The following is a 20,302-nucleotide window of genomic DNA, read 5'->3' on the forward strand; positions in this document are numbered from 1 at the left end:
GGTAGGGCTTATTCTGTTTTTGCCAGACGCGTATACTGGGCGCCTTTCAACCGCTTGACGTTGTCACAGAGGCAGGAACCGTTTTATGAGCTATTTACCCTGTGTGGAAATTGAGCCCAACGTGTCGGCCAATAGCGCTGTCATCTGGCTGCATGGCCTGGGGGCGGACGGCAATGATTTTGCTCCGCTGGCACCTCAGTTACCGCTCCCCGAAGCCTGCCATACCCGGTTCGTGTTTCCCCATGCGCCGCGGATACCGGTGACCATCAATGGGGGCATGGTGATGCGCGCGTGGTATGACATTCGAGAGATGAGCATTGACCGGAAGGTGGATGTCGATACCCTCAGGGCCTCGGCCGGCCAGGTCCAGCGGCTGATCGAGCGGGAGCAGGCACGGGGCGTCCCCGCCGAGCGTATTGTGCTCGCCGGCTTTTCCCAGGGGGGTGCAGTGGCTTATGAGGCCGCGCTCAGCTATGGGCAACGGTTGGGCGGGCTGCTGGTGTTGTCGTCTTATCTCGCTACGGCGGAGTCATTGACGCGGCATCCCGCCAATCAGGCCTTGCCGGTGCTGATTCAGCACGGTGTTTACGATCCGGTGGTACCAGAGGTGTTGGGGCAACGGGCGGAGGCACAGCTGAAGGCCTGGGGTTATCCGGTCCGCTATGAGCGCTATCCGGTCGAGCACGGCGTGTGCCCGGAACAGATTCCGGTGATCAGCCGCTGGCTGGGCCAGCGGCTGTGTGGTGAGTGAGGGGTACACTGTCTCAAGCGCCCAGAATGCCCTCAATGGTGGTGAGCTCGTCCTCGGAGAAGTCCAGGTTATCCAGAGCCGCCACCGAGTTTTCAATCTGCTCGGGCCGACTGGCGCCAATGATGGCACTGGTCACGGCGTCGTTATTCAACACCCAGGCCAATGCCAATTGTGCGAGGGACTGGCCTCGGGCCTGCGCCACCTCGTTGAGTGCCTGGACCTTGCGCAGGTTCTCGGCGCTGATGTCGTCCTCGCTGAAGTAGATCTGTTCGCTGCGTGAGGCCCGAGAGCCCGCCGGGATACCGTTCAGGTATTTGTCGGTGAGCATTCCCTGTGACAGCGGTGAGAATACGATCGAACCCACGCCCTCATGTTTGAGCACATCGGTCAGGCCGTCTTCGATCCAACGGTCCAGCATGTTGTAGCGCGGCTGGTGGATCAGCAGCGGCGTGCCAAGGGATTTCAGGATGGCCACCGCCTCCCCGGTTTTTTCGGGCGAATAGTTGGAAATGCCGGCGTACAGTGCGCGACCGGAGCGGACTATGGTGTCCAGGGCGCCCATGGTTTCCTCAAGGGGAGTGTCCGGATCCATGCAGTGGGAGTAAAAAATATCGAAATACTCCAGGCCGGTGCGTTTCAGACTCTGATCGCAACTGGCAATCAGGTATTTGCGGGAACCGCCAATGCCGTAGGGGCCGGGCCACATGTCGTATCCGGCTTTGCTGGAAATGATCAGCTCGTCCCGGTAAGGGGCCAGATCCTGTTTCATGATCTGACCAAAGGTGGTTTCCGCGGACCCGTAGGGCGGGCCGTAATTGTTGGCGAGGTCGAAGTGGGTAATACCCAGGTCAAACGCCCGCTGGACCATGGCGCGGGCGTTGCTCAGTGAGTCCACGCCACCAAAGTTCTGCCACAGCCCCAGAGACAGGGCCGACAGCCGCACACCACTGCGTCCGCAGCGGGGGTAGGGCATACGCTGGTAGCGCTCGGGATTGGGGCGGTAAATCGGGTTGGGTTCTGTTGTCAGCATAGTGTCGCTCTTTTTGGTGTTGACCGAGCGACCTATGGTAACGCAAAACCCGTCCGGAGGGACACGTAGCGGGGTCCGGAGCTGACCGTGGCCGGACTGGCTCCGGCCACGCTAATAAAGGGACTCAGCCACGCGCGGCCCACACATTGCACCAGCCGCTGGCCTTGACCTGCTTGCCGGGGAACAGGTTGCAGCCTATCCACTCGGCGTCCAGATCACCTTTGGCGTGGATGCAGTTATCGCAGCGCTGTCCCTCGGTTTCACTGGTTTCCATGTAGTTGAGTGCTTTGGCCTGGGCGTCATCGGGGGACAACTTCTCATCCTGGGCGTATACCGTATGAACGGGGATCAGGGTTGCACCCGCCGTGGCGGCCGACAGCTTCAGAAAGTCTCTGCGCTTCATGGTCTTCTCCTGTATTTACGGTTGGTCACGGTATTGTTTTGTGTTGTGGGTCAAACTCTAGCACAAATCGTTGCGCCCTAGGCGGGGTTGTTGTGCCAGGCGTCCCGAACTTGGAGTTCGCGTATGACTGAAGGTTCTACGTGCGGTCCGGTGGTTTGGATCCGTTGGCCGTTGTGTCCTCCGCGCCGTCCCGCTGTCTCACACGTCGTATGAAGCGCTGATCAGTGTGGGTGTTGCATAAACTGGCGTGCCAACCGGGCAAAGTGATCGTTGGCCTGCCAGGCATCGCCGCCGGGGAGCGTGTAATCCTGCTTACCCCTGGCACTGTAGTCCACGCCGACCCCGGGCTCGCGACTCATCTGGTAATAACCGTTTTTCACGATGGCCGGGTTGATAAAGACGCCCTCGTGGACGCTGCGCTCCTCCTCGGCCACAAATTCCAGAATATCCGGCACGCCGGCCAGGTTGGTGGGCCCAAACCAGGCCTGCTTGATCGCCTGAACGTTGCGCATACCTTCGCACAGCCCGATACCCCCGGTGTGAGGGCATATCCGCACATCCCGTCCCTCTTTCCGGGCTTTCTGGGCCATCAGCAGAATCGCCAGGTTATCCCCGATGCCCCCCACCCGGGAGTAATCCATCTGAATGACGTCGATGGCGTACTTGTCCCGGGTCTGTCCGCTCACATCCGGCGCGTGCAGCAGGTCTTTGAACGTGGTGGGAGAGGCGCCTTGCTCGCCGGTGGAGATGGGCATGCGCAGGGGCGGGTCGAAATCCCTGAAAGCGTGGTTCAATGCCTGTTGGAGCTCCACATGGGCCATGGCGCTGTGCTGGTTGCAGGGCTCCTCAAACCACTCGACCCGGTAGTCGGGGCTGGCCTCGTAGAGTTTCAGACCCAACTGATGGGCGAAAATGAAGGCAGAGCGGGTATCGAACACCTGGTTGCTGTCGATGGCCACGGTCATTTTATCCGGCCGGGGGTCTTCCTGCGCAATGGTCTGGTACACCAGAATCATCCGTTCGGCGTCTTCGTTGGCCGCTTGCAGGGCAATACGGTCAATGTCCTCTCGCGAGAGCAGGGTGCGAGCCTCATCGGCCTTCATTCTCGCGGCTGAGTAGCTGGCACCCACCTTGATCTTGATCTGGGGCCAGCCCGCCCGAAGCATCTTGCGGGTCTGATCCACCAGCCCCTGCTTGCTGATACCGCTCCAGCCGGCGGTGTTGTAGGCCAGCAGGCCCCGCTGATAAATCTGGTGAATCCGCTCCTGCTTCCCGTTCTGGGCCTGTTCGAGCAGGTCCAACGCCTCGGCCGGGCTGAGAACATCCCCAATGGGCTCAAAGTCGATGAACTCGAGCAGGTCCCTGGGCTCCATATCCACAATCAACTGCCAGGCCGGGACCTGCTGGATTTTTGCACTCAGGTCCCAGAGGGCGTTGGCGACCGCACCGATGGCCATGCGCGAAACGCCCACCCCGCCCAACCAGCTGTAGTCGGAGTCCTGTAGCATCCGCTTGCAGAAGCGGCCCAGGTTGCCGTTCTTGTGAAGCGCTTGAGGTGCGGGCAGATTTTCTTCCTGGAGCAGAAATCGGTTAGCCACCATCCTGGTCACTTCGCACATCTCTTTCAGGCCGTGACCGTTGGTGAAAATCACGCTGGTGCCGCGCAGCTCTGGATGGTCGGTGAGGATTTCCAGCACCGCATTGGCATAGGTGGGGCCGCCCTGGGCGATATTGCGGGCGTCGCCGCCAAAGCCAGTAGGCGGGGCGCCAATGGGTTGGACGTCGATACCGGTGATAGCAACCATGTGATTCATCTCCAAGGTCGGTTGATGGATGTTTTGTGGTTGTCAGTCACAGTATAGTAGGGCACACATGTCGTGCCGAAAGACCACCGGGCATTGCTCGTATTTGGTAGCGGCACCCCATGGGTGCCCTACGTTTTTTACGCCACCGCCTGAGTGTCTACTCGTCCCACTGAGGTGCGAAATCCGGATTGGCAATCCGCTCGCCGGCGTCCAGGGCATTGATTTTTTCCATTTCGCTGTCGCTCAACCGGATGTCCAGGGCGGCGAGATTGGCCTTCTGATGCGCGGGTTTGGTGGAGGAGGGGATGACCACGATGTCCTGCTGTGCAACCCAGGCCAGAGCGACCTGAGCCGGTGTAACACCGTGGGCCTTGCCGATCGCTTCCAGCACGGGGTCTTTCATCACTTTGCCCACCGCCAGTGGCATATAGCCGGTGACTTGCAAACCCTTGTCCTGACAGTGTCTGACCAGTTTTTTGTTCTGCAGGTAGGGGTGTACTTCAATCTGGTTGGTGACGATATGTTCTCCACCCGGCGCCGCCAGCGCCTCGTCCACCTGGGCCATGGTGAAGTTGGAGATCCCGATATGCCGGGTCAGTCCCAGCGTCCGGGCTTCGTTCAGTTTGCCGATATAGTGCTCCATGGGGACGGCATTGTCGGGCGACGGCCAGTGGATCAGCGCGAGATCGACATGGTCGGTCCCCAGTTTCTCCAGGCTTTCCTTGAGGCTGTCGACCGGTTTGTTGCCATCCAGGAAATCGTGCCACACCTTGGTGGTGATAAACAGTTCATGTCGGGGAACGCCGCTCTGGCGAATGGCCTCGCCGACGGCTTCCTCGTTGTCGTAGAACTGGGCGGTATCGATGTGTCGGTAGCCCAACTCCAGAGCCGATGTGACGGCGTTTTTGACTTCCTGATCTTTCAAGCGGAATGTTCCCAAGCCGATGGCGGGTAGCACCTGTGCCTGACTCATGTAAAGCTCCTCGTGATCCGTTCGGTTGTGTGGCGATTTGCCGTTGTTCAAAATGGTTTGAAAGCCCTTATCTTGCGTCTTGTCGAGGGGATTTCAACCGGAGCGTGCCAATCATCGCCATTGTGTGAACTTATCAAACGGTGGAGCGGTGTCTCCCGAGGCTGAGTCACTGGGCGGAACAGTGATATGGGTAATGGCCGGGAAACCGGATGCACTGCATACGTATTCATCCCTATGCATACGTATGCAGTGTGTTGTTACCGCCAGGCCCCCCACCTACCATCACTTCGGATAATAGCCCATAACATAAAATCCTGGAGTGACAATAATGAAAACGCTGTCAAGACAATGGTATGCCCTGGTGCTCAGTGCTCTGGTACTGTCGTTCTCGGCCTTGATTGGATGCGGAGGTTCGTCCTCTGGTGATTCCGGCCCCGACGTGGTCAACCCGGACCCCGATGACGACGAGGATACCGACAACGGCGATAACGATGACGGCGGCAATGATGGCGACACCGCCGAGCCGCTCACCTGTGACAATCCCTCCTACACTGAGGCCATGAACCTGCGCATCTATCAGGTGATGACCGAGTCTTTTATTGACGGCGATCCGGGTATCGGCCATGGGGTGGGCTATGGAACCAGTCACCACAGCGGCGATATTCGCGGCATCATCGACAGTCTGGAGTACATCAAGGGCCTGGGCTTCAATGCCATCTGGCTGACACCGGTTTTCGACAGTGTGCCCCTGTCCGGCCAGGACCTGGCCGCCGACCGACTGGATGCGACCGGGTATTACGCCAGCAACTACTTTGCGATTGATCCGAATTTCGGCTCCATGGACGATGCCCGGGAGCTTGTCGAAACCGCCCATGAACTCGGGTTGTATGTATTTTTCGATGGTGTGTTCGGTCACTTCAAAAACAACGCCGAGGAATACCCGTCCGTTGAGGGGCGCACGGTTACGACCGGAGGTGCGAGCGTGGCCGGAACCGGTCGCATTGCCGAATACCCGGATGACCTGGAATTCTTCAAAGAGGTGGCTACCTACTGGGTGGAGGAACTGAAAATCGATGGCTGGCGTCTGGACCAGGCCTATCAGGTACCCCTGGATGCCTGGGTCGAGATTCGTCGCGCCGTGGAAGACGCCTCGGCATCGGTCACCTATACCAACGCCGACGGTGAGTCAGTGAATCCACTCGGCTATATGGTCGCGGAAATCTGGAAAGGTGAAGCGGACATTGCCGCCGAGGCCTACGGGTCGGATGACAACCCGGCACTGTGTTCGGCGTTTGATTTTCCGGTGCGGTATGCACTGGTTCAGGCCCTGGCCGTGGAGGAGAGCGGGGCAAATAACCCAAGCGCCGCGCGGCTGAGAAGCGGCTTCAATTCCTACGACGCCTATCCCGATCACGCCATCCCCAATGGGTTTATGGGCAACCACGATCTGGTGCGCTTCGGGGATCTGTTACAGCGCGGCGACATTGCCGATCCGCAAGAGGATCTTTATTGGGCGCGCCACAAGGCAGCCTACAGCTTCCTGGCCGCGTATACCGGTCCCATCACCCTCTACTACGGCGAAGAAATTGGCGAGGAAGTACCGGACTACGCCGATCAGGTAACTGCAGACTGCGCCGACCAGGGGCTGTGTGACGACCATGTTGCCCGCACCAGCGGAAAGGTCGAGGGGTTGCCCAGTGGCACTGAGCGCGAGGTGTTTGTCGCCAATGAGAAGCAGGCCGAGCTGCGCGATTATCTGTCGGAACTGATGGAACTGCGCGCGGCGCAACCGGCGCTCTATCGTGGTGAACGCACGGCGATTGTCGCGCCCATAGACGTGGCCGGCGCGCTCTATGCGGATTACAAAACCTATGCCGAGGATGCGATCATCTATCTGTTGAATGTGAGTGATGAACCCATTGAAACGACGTTTGAAGGCTGCGCGCTGGGAAGCACCGGAACGTTGACCAACCTGCTCACCGACGACACCATCAACGTTGACGAGGAAGGGCACTATCAGATTCAGGTGCCGGCCAGCGCCGCACTGTTTCTGAAGGTCGACGCACCCGCCGAGGATGGACCGGGCTGCACCACCAGCGATGGGCCGGTGGGAACCGGACCCTTGGCCGCGTGTGATACGCCCGATGCGGACGGCACCGGCCCGCTCGCCTCCGACATGTACATCCGGGGTTCTTATGCGGGAGGCGACGGGTTCGGCGCAACCCCGAGCGATCGTCGCTTTGGCTATAAAGGCGATAACCTGTATCAGGTTGTGGTGAATGAACCCTCGGCAACCAGTTATGGTTTCAAGTTCGCGAACAGTGACTGGACCTATGAGTTCGCCGTTGCGGGCAGCGCCGATGTCGTTCTGGGGGCTGAGCAGGCCATGGCGGTTGCGTCCGGGCCCGGAACCGAGTCGTCCATCGACATTCCCGAGTCGGGGGATTATGTGTTCAGTTTTCAGATCAATGATGCGCTCGACGGCGGCACCATGATGGTCAGCCAGTGCGCTGAGTGACACCAGTCTGGAACGCTGCAGAGAGGGCGCTTCGGCGCCCTTTTTTTGGGGGGCTTGTCTTCACAGCCCCAGCTCGTCGAGCAACTCCGGGTCATCAAAATGGCGTCGGCCGATGAAGGCGATAGCGTGAGTGCCCAGTATCCGCAAAGCACCCGGGCTGCGAATGCCCATGGGCCAGAAAACCCACCGTTCCAGGCGCTCGGAGCCCGGCAACAGACCGTTTTCGTCAAACGCGGCCACGACCTGGTCGGTGTCGTCGCCCTCCAGAGCCCTCAGTTCGTTGTAGTCCTGAATCTCAAACGGTACGACGGAAGCGTTCACCGGCCCGGAGGAAATGCCCCGCAAGTGATGGGTATTGGACTCGAGCCACAGTGTCAACCGGGTTCTGGGATCCAGAGTTTGGCCAATGTGGAAGGGCTCCTGGCCGAGAGGAAGCGAGGGCCGGGGCCGGAATCCCATGGCCGGGAAAAACTGGTACCAGCAGCCACACAGATGCATCTTGTCGAATCCGATGACCGCCCCTGAGGGCAGCAGGTGCACCCGCCAGGCGATACCATTGTAGCGTCCGGCCAGCAGGTCCAGTGAGCCTTCCGGGCGTCGTTCGCTGAACCACACGCTATAGATCAGCTGGACCGTGACCTGGTCGCGGTATCGGCCATAGGCGATGTCGGTATACAGTGTCGGTTTCGATAACCGGGGTTGCAGGTCGCCGGCGTTGCTGACGGATAACCGCAGCGGATGATCGTTGTCGGCGAGTCCACCGTCGTTTGCCTGAACCGCGATGGTCGGCTGGAAGGCGGTCAGCAACTGTTGCCGTGTCGAGGCATCCATGCGGGGGATGCCGAGCGGGTCGATAGTCTGTTGGCTTAACAGCGTCAGGGCGTTGCTGGCGGACAGAATCGTGTTTTGTTGACCGAAGTAATGCCATGGGTCCGTTTCAGGGGCATCAGACAGGGGCGCGGTAAATCCGGCCTGACGCCGACTCAATGTGCGATGTTCTTCAATCACGCCCCGATAAAAGGGCAATGCCGCCAGAGGGTATAACCCCAGCCATCGCTTCCACCCCTGGTAGTGATCCGGTACATCGAAAGGCGCCAGCCTCGGTTGCAACAGCTGCTCCGCCACCAGTCGCTCACCACAGTGGATCAGTGCTGCCGAAATGTCCTCGTGGTGTTCTTGCAGTAACGGCAGCAGGGCGCGTTGTTGAGACGCCGGCAAGCGCAACCATTCCAGTGTCAGCCCCTCAATGGCCAGTGCGTTCTGATGTTCCAGCCAGGTACGGTAGGCGGCGGGCGTCATCGACGCTGGAGAAAAGCTCGCCCAGAAGCGGGACGTCCGTAAAAACGGCAACCCCGGGACTCGCGTATGTCGCACATCCAGAGTACGCCGGGCTTCCATCGTCTGATCCAGTATCCGATAGATTTTGAGGCAGGTCGCCTCCGGGCTTTCAGCGTCGACCGATGGTGGGGCAGGGGGCGGCACTGTGCAGCCGGTGAGGCTCAAACACAGAATGACCCATCGCCAGGGGGATGCGAACCACCAACACTGTTCAGACAAAACCGGCTCCATCAATGTGTCCACTCTATTGAGTACTATAGTGGAATTCCGGGGTGATCTCGAAGAGCGGTTCGTGTAGGATTCAAATCGTATGATAATTACTGAAAAGGACCCGTTATGACCTTCCGGACTTCCATCATTTCTCTGGTGACTTTAGCGATGGCTTTCCTGCTCGGCTGTCAGTCGCCGGGCAAACCGAACGACACCGGTGCTTATGTCTTTTCCTCCTTTCGGGGCAATGGGGAGGACGGCCTGCATCTGGCGTACAGTCATGACGGGCTGACCTGGAAAGCGTTGAAAAACGATACGACCTTCCTCGAGCCCGAAGTCGGTCAGGGACTGATGCGCGATCCTTGCATCATTCAAGGGCCCGAGGGGACCTTTCACATGGTGTGGACCACCGGTTGGTGGGATCAGGGGCTGGGGGTGGCGCACTCCGATGATCTGGTGAACTGGTCCGAACAACAGTTCGTCCCGGTAATGGCTCATGAACCAACGGCGAGAAATACCTGGGCGCCGGAAATCATCTGGGATGATCAGAATGATCAGTATGTGATTTATTGGGCCAGCACCATCCCGGGACAATTCCCTGAAACCGCCGATAGTGGCGACGACGGCCTGAACCACCGGATCTATTACACGACCACCAAAGATTTTCAGACCTACAGCGACACCAAACTGTTCTATGAGCCCGGGTTCAATGTGATTGACTCCACCATCATTCCCGATGGGGACGGTTATGTCATGATCCTGAAAGATGAGACTCGTCATCCCGCCGAGAAAAATCTGCGAGTGGCCCGCAGTGACAGTCTCTATGGGCCCTGGACGGAGCCGTCCGAGCCGTTTACGCCAGAAGGCGTGTGGGTGGAGGGGCCGACCCTGCTCGATCTGGGTGAAGAGGTTATCGTCTATTACGACGAGTACACCAACAAACGCTACGGCGCGATGCGCACCCGTGATTTTGATACCTGGACGGATATTTCAGACGAGATCAGCTTCCCGGAGGGAACCCGACACGGGACGGTACTGCGCGTATCAAACGCGACGTTGGAAGCGTTGTTGGAGGAAGTTGAGTAAGATTGGCGGCACCCTGTGGTGCCGCCGTCGCTCGTTGCGAGCGTTTTATTCCGCCTGGCTCACGTCAACCAGAATCACTTTGATGTTCTGATCTTCAAAAAAGCGCACGGTCTTTGGATCGGCTTCGCTGTCCGTGATCAGAATGTCCACATCCGCGAGCGGACACAGAATGAAGTTGCTGCGCTTGTTGAGCTTGGTGCTGTCCGCCAGGATGATCAACTGATCCGCCTGCTTTTTCAGTTTCTGCTCGGTCTGGATCAACAGCGGGTCTGATTCCATGACCCCAAACTCGCCAATCCCCGGCGTTCCCATGAACATTTTACTGGCGTGGTAATACTGGATGGTGTCGTTCTCAAAGGCGCTCAGGATGATGCCCTGTTTCCGGTAGAGCTCCCCGCCGGGCAGGGTAATCTGGTTGTCACTGACTTCCGACAGGTCCTGGGCAAGCACAAAGGAGTTGGTCAGCACGTTCAGGTGACGGTCGGCCAGAAACTCCTTCATCATGTAGGTCGAGCTACCGCCGTTGATGATGATGAATTCGCCGTCCTCACACAATTTCACCGCTTCCTGTGCGATCAACCGTTTGACATCGGCCCGCTGTTCCTTGGCCGCGAGAAACGCCGAGCCGGAAATGTGCGGGCGACGGACTTTCCGGTCCTGGACTTTGAGCACCTCGGCCCCGCCCCGGATTTTGCGCAGCTGGCCCTGATTGGACAGCTTGGTGATGTCCCTCCGGATGGTGGCTTCAGAGGCGTTCAGTTGCGTGGACAGGTCGTTGACACTGACAAACTGTTGTTCGTCGAGAATGTCCAGCAGCAGTTTGTGGCGTTGTTTTTCCAGCATGGAAGTCGAGGCCCCGAGATGAAATGATCATGTGAAGGAAATTTGACGAAAAGCTAGCATAAAATTGCAGGGAAAACAAACAAAATCAATCATAACCTTTCACTAAAAGTCTTGGTAGTGGACGTTTTTTGTGGATCTCATTTTGGGCTTGGGCGGCCGAGTCTGAGCGGCCCAGCAGATGTCCAGAAAGTCGGCGGCTTTCAGGGAGGCACCGCCAATCAGACCGCCATCGACATTGGGCAATGAAAAGATTTCCTCACTGTTGCCGGGTTTGAGACTGCCGCCATAAAGCAGGGTGACGTCATCGGCGTCCAGGCCGTTGTCAGACAGTTGCGCTCTGATCAAAGCATGGGTGGCCTGAATGTCCGCCAGCTCGGCGGATACCCCGGTACCAATTGCCCACACCGGCTCATAGGCAATGACCGCGTTGCGGAACGCGTGTGTACCAGAGGTATCAATCACCGCCTGAATCTGGTGGGAGATGACCGATCGGGTCTGCTCCTGTCGTCGCTCCTGTTCCGTTTCACCGACACACAACACCGGGGTCAGCCCTGCCAACGAAACCAGCTTGAATTTTCCGGCAACGTCGATATCGCTTTCTCCCATGCGAGCCCGTCGCTCGGAATGTCCGACGATCACATAGCGGCACTGGAGCTCCTTGAGCATGTTGACACTGACTTCACCCGTGAAAGCGCCAATACACTCCGAGCTGACATCCTGGGCGCCAAGCTGCACGACATCGGGCAATATCGAACGAATGGATTGCAGGTAAGGAAAGGGAGGGCAGACGGCGACCTCCACGTCCTGAAGCGTCTGGGATTTCAGTCCGTGGCGAAAGTGGGTCGCCCAGAGAATATTGTCGGCCAGGCTGCCGTTCATCTTCCAGTTGCCAATCACCAGGCGTTGTTTCACGGTCTACTCCAAAAAATTCAACGGATTCGGTATCAATCAATAGGAGTTGGTCACTGGGGCAGGGACTCAACAATCAGGTAATCGGTCCGGCGCGGTCCATGGGCGCCAATCTGAATCTGTTGCTCGATATCGGCGGTCCTGGAGGGGCCGGTGACCAGGTTGACTGTTCGCGGCAGAGGCTGACCGTCGTGCAGTCTCTCCCAGGCATCTTCCTGAAAGCGGACAATGTCCCGCTTGTCGATCAACACAATCAGCCGCTCCACCAGAAACAACAACCTGCTCGGGCAGTCACGACTCAGGGACATGATGGTCCCGGTTTCAGCCATCGCCGAGTGGGCGCGCACCAGCCCCCAACTCTGAACCGGCTGTGGTGTGTCGTCGGAAAGGGTCAGTGATCCCCAATCGGATTGGCTCGCGGCGATTTGGGGGGACAGCGACAGGGTGGGGGGAACGCTCTGACTGTCCGCCTCGCGCTCCAGCCAGTGCTGAACCTGCTCCAGATTTTCCAGCTCGGTCACCACGGCGCCGTTGCGCTGGGCTTCACTGATAAAGCGTGAGACGGTTTCCACATGGCTGAGTGCCGGTTGGGCCGGCGTGTCGGCCTGCGTCTCACACAGTGTTTTGAAGGCCGCTTCCAGGTCCTCGCCCGCGTGGTCGCTGCCGATGGACTGACGAATGCGCTCGATAATACGGGTGCGACTATCCATGGCGACGGTTCTCCGGGTGCGATTGACGTTGTGGCTGTTGCCGCCACTGTGTCTGGAAGCTGGACCCCTGGGGCGCGGAGAAATCCCGGTACCGGGTCCAGCTGGACATCATGGGTAGCGAGCGGAAACGTCCCCGGTTGCCCGCCAGCCAACGCATTACCTTCACCGCCGGACTGGTCAGGTGTCGATAGAGGCCGGGGCGGCGGCTCAGCCGGCAGAACAGTCTGACGGCCAGGGTTGATGCCTTGGGCTTCGTTGCTTCACGCTGCTCCTTATCCCGCAACTTGCGCATCAGGCCGGGCAGGGGAATTCGCACCGGGCACACCGACTCGCAGCGCCCGCAGAAGGTACTGGCATTGGGCAGCTGATAGTCATCCTTCCCGTGGCGCAGCAGGGGGGTAAGCACGGCGCCCATGGGGCCGGGGTAGACGCTGTTATAGGTGTGCCCGCCCACGGACTGATAGACCGGGCAGTGATTCATACAGGCACCGCAGCGAATGCAGTGCAGCATGTCCTGGAATTCCGTGCCCAGAATTTCTGTGCGCCGGTTGTCCATCAGGACGATGTGAAAGTTCTCCGGCCCGTCTTTATCCTGGGCGCCCTTGGGGCCGGTAAAAAAAGTGGTGTAGGTGGTAATGTCCTGCCCGGTGGCGCTGCGGGCCAGCACCCGGAGGATCGCGCTGGCGTCTTTCCAGGTGGGTATCACCTTGTCGATGGATGTGGTCACGATATGGGTTTTGGGCAGAGTGGCGGTCAGGTCGCCATTGCCCTCATTGGTCACAATCGCGGCGGTGCCGGTTTCGGCAATCAACATATTGGCGCCGGTGATCCCCACATCCGCCTGCAGGAATCGTTCACGGATAACATCCCGCGCTTCGTTGACGATGGACTCGACCGCGTCGAGATCCCGCTCGCCCAGCGGGTGATTTTCACGGAACAGGGCCTGAACCTGGGCCTTGGTTTTGTGCAATGCCGGGGCGACGATGTGGCTGGGTCGTTCGTGTGCCAGTTGAATGACGTATTCGCCCAGATCGGTTTCCTGGGGTTCAATACCGGCTTCCTCGAGCGCCTCATTCAGCTCGACTTCCTCGCCCACCATGGACTTGCCCTTGGTGACGGTTTTGGCCTCGTACTGACGACACAGCCCGACGACGGTCTCGCGCATCTGCTCGGGGGTTTCGACCCAATGGACCTGCCCGCCGGCTTCCTGCACTTTCTTTTCAAAGTGCAGCAGGTAGACATCCAGATTTTTCAGCGCACGTTGGCGCGCGCGCAGAGCGCGATCGCGCATGGCTTCGAAGTTGGGCACCCGCTCGATCGCCGCCTGGCGTTTGTGCACAAAACCCGAGCCGGCCTTTTCCAGGGCCTGCTGCAGGTTGTCGTCATCCAGGGCGCCCCGGGAGCGGGCGATGAAGTCCGGTTCCTGTATCTCGACACCGCTCATGATGTTTTCCCCGAGTCGGCGGCGGTTTCGCCGATAGCGGGCGTGGCGAGATCACCCGCCAGCACTTCGGCAATGTGACGCACCTGAACCACGGGGTTGCCAGAGGCCGGATCGGTCTCCCTGTGCAGCTTGCCGGCGATATTCAACAGGCAGGACAGGTCGCCGCCCAGCACCATGGAGGCACCCGATTGTTGAATGTTCCGGGTTTTGTCGCCGACCATACGGTTGGACACATCCGAGTACTTGACGCAGAAAGTGCCGCCAAAGCCACAGCAGACATCGGTGTCGGCCATCTCGGTCACCTCGACCCCTGAACACTGCTTCAACAGACGACGCGGCTGCTGTTTGATGCCCAACTCGCGCAGGCCGGCGCAGCTATCGTGGTAGGTCACTTTCTGTGAACTCAAGTCGATGTTGGGGGTGTCCGGCATATAGTCCAGCACATCCGTGAGAAAACTGGTCAGCTCAAACACCTTGCGGCAAAAGGACTCGACCTCGGCGCGTCGGGGATCCCCGGCGAACAGTTCGGGGTAGTGCTCCCTGATCATGCCTCCGCAGGAGCCGGACGGCGTGACGACGTAATCAAAGTCTTTGAAACTCTGCACAATGTTCCAGGCCAATGCGCGCGTCTCGTCGGGAAGCCCGTTGTTGAACGCGACCTGTCCGCAGCAACTCTGTTCCGGCACGCTGACGGTGCAACCCGCCTGCTCCAACAGTTTTACAGTCGCAAAGCCGATGCTGGGCCGTATCAGGTCCACCGGGCAGGTAATAAACAGGCCGACTTGAGGGCCTTGTGATGACTGGTTATTCGACATAATTATCCGTCTGATTCACAGCGACCGGGAGAGGAAAAAACGGTGCCGGCCGACACATTGAAGCCGGCACCCAACGCGCTACACAATACCGGAACGGCTGCCACCAGCGTCCGGGCGAGCCACCGCCGCCTGCTCGCGGTACCGGGAGGCCCGGTAGGTGGCGAGCGGATTGATCGCGGCGTTTTTCCGGTAACGGGCCATGGCCAGAATCGGAGAAACGTCGACGTTGAACGCTTCTTTCAGTGTGTTGCTCGCCATCAGGGCATCATTGTCCTGCTGGTAACCTTCAAGTGCCGTGCGGTCAACCAGTAGGGCCTTGATGTAAGAGCGCTGCACCTCAATCGCGGAATTGATCAGACTTTCGATCGGATCGGTGACATTGTGCGATTGGTCGAGCATATAGGCCGGTGAAAAACCGGGCTGTTTGCGGTGCTCGGCATCCACCAGTTCGTTGAAGATCAGGAACTGCTGGTAGGGATGAATGGAGCCGCTGTCCAGATCATCATCACCGTACTTGCTGTCGTTGAAGTGGAAACCGCCGAGCTTCTTGAATTGAATCAGCCGCGAGACGATCATCTCGATATTGACGTTGGGCGCGTGATGGCCCAGATCCACCAGAGACTTGCACCGCTCGCCGGTTTCCATGGCCGCCAGGATGTTGCTGCCCCAGTCCTGAATGACCGTGGAGTAGAAGGCCGGTTCGAACACCTTGTGTTCCAGGTGCATTTCCCAGTCACCGGGCAGGGCGGCGTAAATGGCCTTGGCGCTGTCCAGGTAGCGCTCAAACGCGCGTTGGAAGTGTTGTTGGCCCGGATGGTTTGAGCCATCGCCGACCCAGACCGTCAGGGTATCGGAGCCCAATTGCTTGCCCCACTCGATCACCTGGATGTTGTGGGCGATGGCCTGCTCGCGGACCGCCGCACTGGTGTGGGTGAGGCTGCCGTACTTGTAGGACTGCGCCTGGTCCGGCTGATCCTGGAAGGTGTTGGAGTTCACGGAACTCCAGCTCAGGCCGTAGCTGTCGGAGTGGGCTTTCAGTTCACTGAAGTCATCCACCACGTCCCAGGGAAAGTGGGGCGAAATGGCGCTGGCACAGCCCGAGAGCTGATGGATGACCGCGCAGTCTTCCACTTTCTCAAAGATGTTCCGCGGTTCACCGATGCCGGGGAAGCGGGCAAAGCGGGTACCGCCGGTGCCGGTGCCCCAGGAGGGTACGGCAATGTCGAAGGCCTGCGCTTTTTCGGTCAGAGCGTTGATATCAACGCCCTTGCGGGAGAGCTGCTCGCCCAGAACCTCAAAATCCCGGTTGAGATCGGAGACCAGTTTGTCATTGTGCGCCGAGAGGACGTCAGGCTGAATGGCGTATTTCATGATTATTTTCCTGCTGGCTCGGGTTATCGGGTAAAGGATGGCGCGTGACCGGCATCGACGTTGATGATATTACCGGTGGACTTGGCCGACAGATCCGCAGCGAAGAAGTAGGCGGCCTCGGCGATATCTTCCGGCAACACCGAACGCTTGAGCATACTGCGCTGGCGATAGTGCTCTTCCAGTTCTTCGTTACTGATATCGTACGCCGCGGCACGCTCCTGGCGCCACTCGCCGTCCCAGATTTTGGAACCGCGCAGTACCGCGTCGGGATTGACCACATTGCAGCGAATACCCAGCGGGGCTCCCTCCAGAGCAATACAGCGGGCCAACTGGATTTCGGCGGCTTTGGCTGTGCAGTATGCCGACGCGCCGGGAGAAGCCACCAGGCCGTTTTTGCTGACAATAAAGACTACGGAACCGCCAGTGTTCTGTCGCTTCATCAGCTTAAAGCCTTCGCGGCCGACCAGAAAGTAACCGGTGGCCAGGATGCTGATGTTTTTATCCCACAGATCCAGGCTGGTTTCGTCCAGTGGCGCAGAGCTGGCAATGCCGGCGTTGGACACCAGGATGTCGATGCCGCCGAACTCCCGGGCGACGTCGGCCATGGCGCCGGCGACCGATTCGGGTTTGGTCACATCGCAGTGCACCTGACGAATAACATCCTTGCCGAAGGCCTGGCTCAGCTCATCTTGTGCGCGGTCGAGACCGGCCTGGTCAATGTCGGCCAACATAATGCAGGCGCCTTGCTCGGCCATACGGATGGCCGTGGATTTGCCGATACCACCGGCGCCGCCGGTGATGAAGGCGATGCGACCGGCCAGAGACTTGGGTTTGGGCATGCGCTGCAGTTTCGCTTCCTCAAGCAGCCAGTATTCAATATCAAAGGCTTCCTGCTCCGGCAGGCCCACATACTCGCTGACGCCGTTGGCTTCGCGCATCACGTTGATGGCGTTGACGTAGAACTCACCGGCAATACGCGCGGTGGCCTTGTCTTTGGCAAAGGTGATCATGCCGACCCCCGGCACCAGGTACACCACCGCATTGGGGTCGCGCATGGCCGGGCTGTTGTCCCGCTTACAACGATTGTAATACTCCGCGTACTCCTTGCGGTAGGCTTCAAGTTGCTGGTCCAATCCTTTTACGCAGCGTGCCAGTTCAGCATCGAGATCTTTGGCGGTGGGGTCGAAATCCAATACCAGCGGGCGGATCTTGGTGCGCAGGAAGTGGTCCGGGCAGGAGGTGCCCAGCGCGGCCAGCGGCTCCAGGTCTTTGGAGTTCACGAACTGCAGCACGGTATCGGAATCGTTGAAGTGGCCGATTTTGCGCTGGTCGTTGGTGATTTTGCCGCGAATCCGGGGCATCAGTTCGCTGATGACGGTTTGCCGATGGCTTTCATCCAGGGGGTTGTCATACTTGATGCCGCCGAAGGCGTCGGTTTTGTTGTTCGCTTCCAGCCAGTCCTGCGCGCGCTGAATGATGTTCAGCGTGGTCAGGTAACAGTCTTTGGCCGTGGGGCCCCAGGTAAAGATACCGTGACCTTCCAGCATGATGCCCTTCAGGTTGGGGTTGTCTTTGGCCACTTTTTCCAGCTTCAGCCCCAGGTCGTAGCCCGGGCGCTGCCAGGGCAGCCAGCCCATTTCGCCTTCGAAAATCGTTTCGGTCAATTCTTTGCTGTTCTTGGTGCAGGCAATGGCGATGGCGGCATCCGGGTGCATGTGGTCGACATGCTTGTGAGGGATGTAGGCATGCAGCGGCGTGTCGATGCTGGCCGCGCGGGGATTCAGGTTGAAGGTGCAGTGGGGCAGATAGCCCACCATCTCGTCTTCGTGCTCCAGGCCCCGGTACAGGTCCTTCAGTTGGTGCAGCTTCTCCATATAAAGGGTGGAGAAACCATCGAGCTTGATCGAGCCCAGATCACCTCCGGAGCCTTTTACCCAGAGCACCTCGGCGTCCCGACCGTTCAGGGGATCCTTCATGGTGAGCTTGGCCGAGGTGTTACCTCCGCCAAAGTTGGTGATGCGCAGGTCGGAGCCGAGCAGGTTGGAACGGTACTTCAACAGCTCGGGTTCGCTCATTTTGGCGGCTTCTTGATCATTCCAGAGGTTATCTAATTTCGAGGCCATGGTCGTCGCTCTTATTTCAGGTGAATAATGGGTTCATAAACTGAATATCTGATTGAGAGTGATTATAAATGAGCAAAAATGGAGGGTCAAGGTGAAGTTGATCGAATCTTTATGGATTTTGAGGTTGTTTAAATGCTATTTTGACGTTATTGTTCATAATTGATCATTAATGTTCAGTTTGGGCCTGCCTGTCGCAGCCCGAACCCTCGAATACCGTCAACAATACAAATAAGTATAGTGAACATGCCGTCCCACGATGAGTTTGAGCAGGCGCCCTTGCGGCCCGACCAGTTGAAGCCCGCCCGTCATTTTGCCGCCAGTTATGCCGGCGAGCATGTGGCGGGCACAGAGTTTGTCATCGGTGCCAGCTTTGTGGCCTGGGGCGTAGGCGTTGCCGACGTGCTATGGGGGCTGCTGTGGGGCAATCTGGCCGCAGTGCTGACCTGGGGCCTGGTGTGCGCCCCCATCGCGGTGGACACGCGTCTGACGCTCTATGCCTACCTGAAGAAAATTGGCGGTAAGGGGCTGATCAATCTTTATAGCGTTGTGAACGGCCTCCTTTTCTGTGTGTTGGCGGGCGCCATGATCACGGTATCGGCCTCGGCGGCCCGAATTCTGTTCGGTATCGGCCCGCAGGTCGAGTGGTACCCGACCGATCCTGCCTTCGTCGCGGTCGCATTGCTGGTTGGCGCCGTGGTGACCGTTGTCTCTACCAAGGGGTTTCGCCGTCTGGCGGTGTTTGCGCAAGTCTGCGCACCCTGGATGATCATGATGTTTGTCGTGGGCGGCTTGACCATGCTCACCGTTCTGCGTGACGCGACTCCGCTCGCGTCCGAGTCCTCTTTTCTCCAGCGTCTGCTTTTGATTGCCGACTCCCACATATGGCGCGGTGACGAAGACGGGCTCGGGCTCTGGCATGTGGCGGCTTTTGCCTGGGTGGCCAACCTGGCCATGCATGGCGGCCTGTCGGATATGACCATACTGCGCTATGCCAGAAAGTCGTCCTACGGGTTTCTGTCTGTGCTGGGGATGTTTATTGGCCACTATCTGGCGTGGGTGTGCGCGGGCGTGATGGGGGCCGGGGCGGCGCTCGTCCTCAATACCTCCATTGAGAAACTGGATGCGGGCTCGGTGGCCTATCAGGCCCTTGGCGCGACCGGGATACTGGTCGTCATTATCGCCGGTTGGACAACGTCCAATCCGACCATTTACCGGGCCGGGTTGGCGTTTCAGTCATTGCATCCCCGGTGGCGTCGCACCACGGTCACCGCCATTACCGGTGCGGTGACTACCGTCATTGCCTGCTTCCCGTTTGTGTTTACTCAGTTGATGAGTTTTGTTGGCCTGATGGGGCTGATCCTGGCGCCGATGGGTGCGGTCATCGTGACCGAGCACTGGATCTTTCCCCGGATCGGCCTGACCCGATACTGGAACCAGTATCGAAATGCCTATATCAACTGGCCCGCATGCCTGGCCTGGTTTCTGTCCCTGTGTGCGGCATGGGTGTTCCACTGGCTGGGCCTGCACTTGTTTTTTCTGCTCATTCCCACCTGGATGACGGCAGCCGCCGTGTACACCGCTTTGGCGGCCTGGAGTGGGGCGGCGGCCTCCTACACGCAATCCTCGGTGCACGAGGTCGACGAGGTACGGCGAAAGCAGGCGGAGCAACAGTACCTGCAGGCGCCACAGGCGCGAGTTCGCGGTGACCAATCCCGTTTCGGTTCGCCCACCATGGCCGCATCCGCGGTGGTGGCGATCGGCTCGTTGTTGGTTTGTTTGGGGCTCGGGCTGTATAGCGTCGATTCGGGTAACATTGACCTGGTCAAACACTGGGTCTTTCTTCCAACGGCGACTTATCTGATATCGGCGACCCTCTGGTCCCACTTGAAAGAAAAGTACACCCAACGTTAACCGGTACATCTGACTTTAACCGGGGTGAATCATGCAGTCATCCCGGCGACAACACGACATGG

At 58.9% G+C, this 20,302-nt stretch carries 16 protein-coding genes; 4 read left to right on the forward strand and 12 right to left on the reverse strand.

The features are described from left to right. Positions 1-85: 85 nt before the first annotated feature. Positions 86-751: an alpha/beta hydrolase gene (locus tag OOT55_RS02475; RefSeq protein ID WP_265367581.1), complete on the forward strand. Its 666-nt coding sequence runs from the start codon at positions 86-88 to the stop codon at positions 749-751. A gap of 13 nt (positions 752-764) precedes the next feature. Here the strand turns inward: OOT55_RS02475 and mgrA are convergent, their stop codons facing one another. The 4 genes from mgrA to dkgB all read right to left on the reverse strand — a co-directional run bounded on the left by mgrA (position 765) and on the right by dkgB (position 4,962). Next, complete coding sequence (gene mgrA / locus OOT55_RS02480; RefSeq protein ID WP_265367582.1) at positions 765-1,781, reverse strand: L-glyceraldehyde 3-phosphate reductase; 1,017 nt, start codon at positions 1,779-1,781, stop codon at positions 765-767. Positions 1,782-1,905: 124 nt separating this feature from the next. Continuing rightward, positions 1,906-2,184: a high-potential iron-sulfur protein gene (locus tag OOT55_RS02485; RefSeq protein WP_265367583.1), complete on the reverse strand. Its 279-nt coding sequence runs from the start codon at positions 2,182-2,184 to the stop codon at positions 1,906-1,908. Between the two features lie 221 nt (positions 2,185-2,405). Continuing rightward, positions 2,406-3,989: an enolase C-terminal domain-like protein gene (locus OOT55_RS02490; RefSeq protein WP_265367584.1), complete on the reverse strand. Its 1,584-nt coding sequence runs from the start codon at positions 3,987-3,989 to the stop codon at positions 2,406-2,408. A 157-nt stretch (positions 3,990-4,146) separates the two neighbouring features. Then, positions 4,147-4,962: a 2,5-didehydrogluconate reductase DkgB gene (gene dkgB, locus OOT55_RS02495; RefSeq protein WP_265367585.1), complete on the reverse strand. Its 816-nt coding sequence runs from the start codon at positions 4,960-4,962 to the stop codon at positions 4,147-4,149. 328 nt (positions 4,963-5,290) lie between these two features. Here dkgB and OOT55_RS02500 point away from each other — a divergent pair, with 328 nt between their 5' ends. Further along, entirely contained in the window at positions 5,291-7,480 is a 2,190-nt protein-coding gene (locus OOT55_RS02500) for an alpha-amylase family glycosyl hydrolase (protein WP_265367586.1), read from the forward strand. Between the two features lie 60 nt (positions 7,481-7,540). On the opposite strand, the gene OOT55_RS02505 is transcribed toward OOT55_RS02500, so the two are convergent. Continuing rightward, positions 7,541-9,037, reverse strand: a complete 1,497-nt coding sequence (locus tag OOT55_RS02505; protein WP_265367587.1) for a hypothetical protein — start codon at positions 9,035-9,037, stop codon at positions 7,541-7,543. A 117-nt stretch (positions 9,038-9,154) separates the two neighbouring features. Between OOT55_RS02505 and OOT55_RS02510 the strand changes: the two genes are divergently transcribed. Further along, complete coding sequence (locus tag OOT55_RS02510) at positions 9,155-10,114, forward strand: glycoside hydrolase family 43 protein (RefSeq protein ID WP_265367588.1); 960 nt, start codon at positions 9,155-9,157, stop codon at positions 10,112-10,114. Positions 10,115-10,159: 45 nt separating this feature from the next. Here the strand turns inward: OOT55_RS02510 and OOT55_RS02515 are convergent, their stop codons facing one another. The 7 genes from OOT55_RS02515 to OOT55_RS02545 form a co-directional block, all read right to left on the reverse strand. Then, positions 10,160-10,957, reverse strand: a complete 798-nt coding sequence (locus OOT55_RS02515; protein WP_265367589.1) for a DeoR/GlpR family DNA-binding transcription regulator — start codon at positions 10,955-10,957, stop codon at positions 10,160-10,162. A 102-nt stretch (positions 10,958-11,059) separates the two neighbouring features. Further along, entirely contained in the window at positions 11,060-11,869 is an 810-nt protein-coding gene (tpiA, locus tag OOT55_RS02520; protein ID WP_265367590.1) for a triose-phosphate isomerase, read from the reverse strand. Between the two features lie 50 nt (positions 11,870-11,919). Further along, positions 11,920-12,576 carry a LutC/YkgG family protein gene (locus OOT55_RS02525; RefSeq protein WP_265367591.1) on the reverse strand — a complete coding sequence of 219 codons (657 nt, stop codon included), beginning with the start codon at positions 12,574-12,576 and terminating at the stop codon, positions 11,920-11,922. Beyond that, entirely contained in the window at positions 12,569-14,020 is a 1,452-nt protein-coding gene (locus OOT55_RS02530) for a LutB/LldF family L-lactate oxidation iron-sulfur protein (RefSeq protein WP_265367592.1), read from the reverse strand. The genes OOT55_RS02525 and OOT55_RS02530 overlap by 8 nt, the downstream gene beginning before the upstream one ends. Continuing rightward, positions 14,017-14,835, reverse strand: a complete 819-nt coding sequence (locus tag OOT55_RS02535) for a (Fe-S)-binding protein (RefSeq protein ID WP_265367593.1) — start codon at positions 14,833-14,835, stop codon at positions 14,017-14,019. Before OOT55_RS02535 ends, OOT55_RS02530 begins: the two co-directional genes overlap by 4 nt. A 78-nt stretch (positions 14,836-14,913) precedes the next feature. Further along, positions 14,914-16,206, reverse strand: a complete 1,293-nt coding sequence (gene rhaI, locus OOT55_RS02540) for an L-rhamnose catabolism isomerase (protein WP_265367594.1) — start codon at positions 16,204-16,206, stop codon at positions 14,914-14,916. 23 nt (positions 16,207-16,229) lie between these two features. Continuing rightward, a complete protein-coding gene (locus OOT55_RS02545) occupies positions 16,230-18,329 on the reverse strand; it encodes a bifunctional rhamnulose-1-phosphate aldolase/short-chain dehydrogenase (protein ID WP_265367595.1) in 2,100 nt (699 codons plus the stop codon). Positions 18,330-18,572: 243 nt separating this feature from the next. Here OOT55_RS02545 and OOT55_RS02550 point away from each other — a divergent pair, with 243 nt between their 5' ends. Then, a complete protein-coding gene (locus OOT55_RS02550) occupies positions 18,573-20,240 on the forward strand; it encodes a purine-cytosine permease family protein (protein ID WP_265367596.1) in 1,668 nt (555 codons plus the stop codon). The last annotated feature ends 62 nt before the right edge of the window (positions 20,241-20,302 follow it).

The organism is Marinimicrobium sp. C6131 (assembly GCF_026153455.1).
In the GTDB taxonomy this organism is placed as follows: domain Bacteria; phylum Pseudomonadota; class Gammaproteobacteria; order Pseudomonadales; family Cellvibrionaceae; genus Marinimicrobium.

Bases quoted from the DNA above. Each gene is read 5' to 3' on its own strand.
- OOT55_RS02535 (WP_265367593.1), bottom strand. From the start codon at position 14,835: ATGTCGAATAACCAGTCATCACAAGGCCCTCAAGTCGGCCTGTTTATT.
- OOT55_RS02525 (WP_265367591.1), bottom strand. From the start codon at position 12,576: ATGGATAGTCGCACCCGTATTATCGAGCGCATTCGTCAGTCCATCGGC.
- OOT55_RS02515 (WP_265367589.1), bottom strand. From the start codon at position 10,957: ATGCTGGAAAAACAACGCCACAAACTGCTGCTGGACATTCTCGACGAA.
- OOT55_RS02490 (WP_265367584.1), bottom strand. From the start codon at position 3,989: ATGGTTGCTATCACCGGTATCGACGTCCAACCCATTGGCGCCCCGCCT.
- mgrA (WP_265367582.1), bottom strand. From the start codon at position 1,781: ATGCTGACAACAGAACCCAACCCGATTTACCGCCCCAATCCCGAGCGC.
- OOT55_RS02530 (WP_265367592.1), bottom strand. From the start codon at position 14,020: ATGAGCGGTGTCGAGATACAGGAACCGGACTTCATCGCCCGCTCCCGG.
- dkgB (WP_265367585.1), bottom strand. From the start codon at position 4,962: ATGAGTCAGGCACAGGTGCTACCCGCCATCGGCTTGGGAACATTCCGC.
- OOT55_RS02545 (WP_265367595.1), bottom strand. From the start codon at position 18,329: ATGGCCTCGAAATTAGATAACCTCTGGAATGATCAAGAAGCCGCCAAA.
- OOT55_RS02550 (WP_265367596.1), top strand. From the start codon at position 18,573: ATGCCGTCCCACGATGAGTTTGAGCAGGCGCCCTTGCGGCCCGACCAG.
- OOT55_RS02485 (WP_265367583.1), bottom strand. From the start codon at position 2,184: ATGAAGCGCAGAGACTTTCTGAAGCTGTCGGCCGCCACGGCGGGTGCA.
- rhaI (WP_265367594.1), bottom strand. From the start codon at position 16,206: ATGAAATACGCCATTCAGCCTGACGTCCTCTCGGCGCACAATGACAAA.
- OOT55_RS02510 (WP_265367588.1), top strand. From the start codon at position 9,155: ATGACCTTCCGGACTTCCATCATTTCTCTGGTGACTTTAGCGATGGCT.
- OOT55_RS02500 (WP_265367586.1), top strand. From the start codon at position 5,291: ATGAAAACGCTGTCAAGACAATGGTATGCCCTGGTGCTCAGTGCTCTG.
- OOT55_RS02475 (WP_265367581.1), top strand. From the start codon at position 86: ATGAGCTATTTACCCTGTGTGGAAATTGAGCCCAACGTGTCGGCCAAT.